Genomic DNA, 4,593 nt, shown 5'->3' with positions numbered 1-4,593 from the left:
CGGTTCATCCGCGGTCGGCCAATCAATCGACACTCACGTTCTATCGCGTCTATGCGACGAGAATACGACAGGCTTCCTGCCCACAATTCAGGCCCGCTCGATCCGGCACTGGTAGCAGTTGTTACGCGCCGAGCGGACATGCACGTAGGCGATGTCATCGCGCTCGAACAAAGTCTCGGCCCGTGCTGCAATTGCGTCGGTAGGAATGACCCCGCCACTGCCGTAGACGATTCGATCATCGTTGCCATAGCCGCGCACGATGTAGTCCGGGCTTTCGAGCACCTCGGGAAGCAATTCGGTCTCGGCCGCGCGCTCACACTCTTCCGCATGCAGAAAAATCGGCCCGGTTTCAGCATAGGGCTGAAGCTCCGGAAAGGGCCGGTAGGCAAGGATGAGATAGGCATCGCCGGCGGCGATATTCTTCAGGCAGTGCCGGCAAGGCATGCCGTCGCCGTCGGAAATCCTCTGCTCTGGCGTCTGGCCGTAAGCATCGGGACCGCCGCGTTGCAGCTTCCTTACTTGTTCTCTGGGGAGCGCTTTGAACTGAATGGCCATGGTGAAAAACTCCGGTTTGCCGACCGAAACTATTTGCCCAGGCCAATGTTTCCCACCCGATTCTTGCCAAAGGGAGGGACCGATCCGATGTCGGTCCCTCCATGGACAAAAAGCATCATCGATAGCGCCGAGCGACCACAACAAGCCAGCTAATTAAAGTCGATCGAACCCTGGTTCACCGAATGAAATCGTCGAAGCGTCGCAATGTCACCCTGCGATTCTGCCAGTTTTCGTTCTGCGTCGGCACGAGCAGGAACTCCTCGCCGTAGCCCACGGTTTCCAGGGCATAGCCGGGCACGCCGAATTCGCGCACCAGCGTGCGTTTCAAGGAAGCGGCCCGTTGTTCGGACAGGATCTGGTTCGAGTGGAAGGAACCGACGGCATCGGTATGCCCTTCGATCAGCACGCGGGCGCCGGGATCGCGGCGCAGGATGCGCTGAAGCGCGTCGGCGATGTTCTCGATCTTGTCGTATTGCGAACTGGAAATAGCCGCCGAGCCGAAGGCGAAATTGATCGACTGGATGTCGATCGAGCGCGCCATGCGGCGCAAATCCGGCCGGCGCTTGAATTCGCGGATGGTGACACGCTCGTTCGGCCGCAGCTTCACCCGGGGCGCCGCCTCGAGCTTGCGCTCGATCGTCGCGGCCGAAGGCGTCGTCGCCTGGGGAGCGGCAAGGCTCGGCATTGCGACCGCTGCGATCAGCGCGGCGACGAGTGTACGGCGTGTCAGCATATCTATTCTCCTTCGGCCTCAGCCGCATTGATGATGCGGGCAAGATGCCAAAGGCAGGCTGAAGCGCCGATGAACGGCCGGTTCAGGTTCCGGCCGATGTCACGGGCGCATGACGCTGGCCGAGCGCTCGGCGAAAGGCAGCGGGTGCACGACCTCCTTCTTCTGCGCGACCGGCTTGAAGCCGAGCTTCTGGTAGAGCGGCAGAGCTGCGGGGTGGTCCAGCGTGCAGGTCTGCACCGTCACCCGTCTTGGCCCATGCGACCACGCGGCTGAAATCGCCGAGCCCAGGAACCAGCGGCCGATGCCTTGCCCGGTGGCATGTTCCATCATGCCGAAATAGGCGAGTTCGACTTCATCAGGCAGATGCGGCTTGAGGTCAAAGAAGCCGGCTGGCGCACCGTCGAGGTAGAGCACCCTGATGTCGCGGTCCTCACGGTGGATGCCGGCCGAAAGCTCCTCATCGTCCAACCTCAGAACATTCACCCAATGCCATTTGCGCCCGACCCGGTCCATCAAATAGCGGTAGAAATGCAAGGGGATGTCCCTGGTCTTCAGCAGTGCGACCTGGCGGTTGTAGGGCACTGGCGGGGAGACCGCGGGAGGGGCATGCATTTCGAGAAAAGTCACCGTGACTTCAATGTCCTGCAGCACACCGTTTTCCATCGCGCTCATTCCTTGCCGGTTCTGGTGGGGCCGGTTCTGGTGGGGCCGGTTTTGGCGTGGCCGGTCCTAGCGGGGCCAGTCGTCATGGGCCCGGTCACGACAGGCGTGTCGGAGAGCCCGCCCCATTCCGTCCATGAGCCGTCATAAAGCCTGTTGTCGGTGTGGCCAAGCGTCTCCAGCGCGAGCGTAACCACCGCGGCGGTGACACCGGAGCCGCAAGACGTGATGACGGGCTTCGACAGGTCGATGCCGGCGTCCTCGATCACTTTGCGCAAACGGTCCTTCGACAACAGCGCGCCGTTTTCCGACAGTGCGGAGTACGGCACGTTGCGTGCGCCCGGCATATGGCCGGAGCGGATCCCCGCGCGCGGCTCGGGCTCGACGCCGGTGAAGCGGCCGGGTCCACGGGCATCGGCAATCTGGCTGGCGCCGGTCTCGACGATCCGGCGCATATCGGCGAGGCTGGCGACGCGGCCGGCATCGAAATCGGCATGGAACACGCTTGGCGCGATCTTCGTCGGCTCTGACGTTACCGGCCAGCCGGCCGCCTTCCAAGCGTCGAAACCGCCATCCAGGATATAGGTCTGGAAAACGCCCATGATGCGGAACATCCACCATGCCCGCGGTGCCGAGAAGAAACCCGGGCCGTCATAGACGACTATGGTGTCGTCGGCGGAGACGCCCATCGCACCGACATATTGCGCGAAATGCTGAGGCGAAGGCAGCGTGTGCGGCAAAGCGGCGTCGGGATCCGACACCGCGTCCTGATCCAGGAAGCGCGCGCCTGGAATATGGCCGGTATTATATTCTGCGCGCGCGTCGCGCTTTTGCGCCGGCAGATACCAGGACGCGTCTACGATGGTCAGGCCGGGCTCGCCCAGGCGCGCCTGCAGCCAGTCCGCGTCGACGGTGAAAGGACTGTCTTCGGCCATTTTGGTTCCCTCTGTTCCGGGCAGGGCAAGGTTGCGTGTCAGGCGGCCGGCATCGGGCCGAAGCGGATGCGGAAGCGCCTGTTCTCACGGCCCTTCTTTTCGATCTTGCCGATGTGGATTTCACCGATTTCGCCGGTGCTTTTCACATGTGTGCCACCACAGGGCTGGCTATCGACCGCGCCATTCTCACCAATGCACACCAGGCGGATCCTGCCGGTACCGACAGGGGGCCGAACGTTCTTCGACTTGACCAGGCCGGGGTTCGCGGCGAGTTCCTCGTCGCTGATCAGCCTGGTGAATATCTGATGATCGGCGCGCACCAGATCCATCAGGCTGGCGGTGACCTCTTCCCTGGTGAAGCTGGCGTCCGGAATGTCGAAATCGACCCGGCTGTCGTCCTCCGAAACCGCCGCACCGGTGATTGGAAACGGACAAACGACGGTAAGCAGATGGCAAGCCGCGTGCATGCGCATCAACAGATGCCGACGTTCCCAGTCGATGGCGAGTTTGACCTTGTCGTCAACCGCCAGGGCCGGCTGCTGCGGCGCCGGCACGTGGATGATCTCGTCCTTGGTCTCACCCGTGATGGTGGCGGCGATGGCGATGCGGCTGCCATCGGCACGTTCGAGATAGCCGGTATCGCCCGGCTGGCCGCCCGAGGTGGCATAGAAGATCGTCCGGTCGAGGATGATGCCGCCACGATCGTTGACGGCAGCAACCGCCGCATCCGCCGTACGCAGATAGGCGTCGTCTCGAAACAGCGCTTCCGTCTTGTGCGCCATCATGCGACCTTTTCGAAAGGCACCGAAATCGTGCTGTGCAGTTCCATCCAGCCCGGCACCGGGAGATTCTTCTCACGCAGGAATTGCGGATTGAACAGCTTCGACTGGTAGCGTGTGCCGTAGTCGCAAAGAATGGTCACGATGGTGTGGCCCGGGCCCAATTCCCTGGCGAGCCGGATAGCGCCGGCAATGTTGATGCCGGTCGAGCCGCCGACGCACAGGCCTTCTTCCTGGATCAGGTCGAAGACGATCGGCAGTGCGTCCTCGTCCTTGATCTGGAACGAGAAATCCGGCGTGAACCCTTCGAGATTGGCGGTAATACGCCCTTGCCCGATGCCTTCGGTGATCGAACTGCCCTCGGACTTCAATTCGCCGCTGGTGTAGAAACTGTAGAGCGCGGCACCAAGCGGGTCGGCAAGCGCGATTTTCACGTCCTTGCTCTTGGCCCTCAGTCCGAAAGCGACGCCGGCCAGCGTGCCGCCTGAACCGACCGCCGAGACGAAACCGTCAACCTTGCCGCCGGTCTGGGCCCAGATTTCCTCCGCCGTGGTGCGGATATGCCCATCGCGGTTGGCGACATTGTCGAACTGGTTGGCCCAAATGGCGCCGTTCGGCTCGGTCCTCGCCATCTGCTCGGCCAGCCGTCCCGACAGTTTCACGTAATTGTTGGGGTTCTTGTAGGGCACGGCCGGCACCTCTATCAGCTCGGCTCCGAGCAACCGGATCGTGTCCTTCTTCTCCTGGCTCTGCGTATCGGGAATGACGATGACGGTTCGATAACCCAGTGCCTTGGCGACCAGCGTCAGCCCGATGCCCGTATTGCCTGCCGTGCCCTCCACGATGACGCCGCCTGGCTTCAACAGGCCGCGCTGTTCAGCGTCACGGATAATGAAAAGGCCGGCGCGATCCTTGACCGATTGCCCCGGAT

General features: G+C 62.4%; 6 protein-coding genes. All 6 read right to left on the bottom strand.

Annotated elements, in window-relative coordinates:
* Positions 1 to 87: 87 nt before the first annotated feature.
* A complete protein-coding gene (locus tag C1D09_RS02870) occupies positions 88 to 555 on the bottom strand; it encodes a DUF1203 domain-containing protein (protein ID WP_143972894.1) in 468 nt (155 codons plus the stop codon).
* 175 nt (positions 556 to 730) lie between these two features.
* On the bottom strand, positions 731 to 1,288 hold the full coding sequence (locus C1D09_RS02865) for an OmpA family protein (RefSeq protein WP_143972893.1): 558 nt from the start codon (positions 1,286 to 1,288) through the stop codon (positions 731 to 733).
* A 99-nt stretch (positions 1,289 to 1,387) separates the two neighbouring features.
* The gene (locus C1D09_RS02860) at positions 1,388 to 1,951 is read right to left on the bottom strand and encodes a GNAT family N-acetyltransferase (RefSeq protein ID WP_143972892.1); all 564 of its coding nucleotides are present in this window, start codon (positions 1,949 to 1,951) and stop codon (positions 1,388 to 1,390) included.
* A gap of 5 nt (positions 1,952 to 1,956) precedes the next feature.
* Positions 1,957 to 2,883: a 3-mercaptopyruvate sulfurtransferase gene (gene sseA / locus C1D09_RS02855; protein ID WP_143972891.1), complete on the bottom strand. Its 927-nt coding sequence runs from the start codon at positions 2,881 to 2,883 to the stop codon at positions 1,957 to 1,959.
* Between the two features lie 38 nt (positions 2,884 to 2,921).
* Entirely contained in the window at positions 2,922 to 3,665 is a 744-nt protein-coding gene (locus C1D09_RS02850; RefSeq protein ID WP_143972890.1) for an alanyl-tRNA editing protein, read from the bottom strand.
* The coding region (locus tag C1D09_RS02845; protein ID WP_143972889.1) for a cysteine synthase A at positions 3,665 to 4,593 on the bottom strand (929 nt) is incomplete at its 5' end. The genes C1D09_RS02845 and C1D09_RS02850, both read right to left, overlap by 1 nt.

It is taken from the genome of Mesorhizobium intechi (genome assembly GCF_002879535.1).
Taxonomy (GTDB): domain Bacteria; phylum Pseudomonadota; class Alphaproteobacteria; order Rhizobiales; family Rhizobiaceae; genus Mesorhizobium; species Mesorhizobium intechi.
This window is presented reverse-complemented; position numbering and strand designations above follow the sequence as displayed.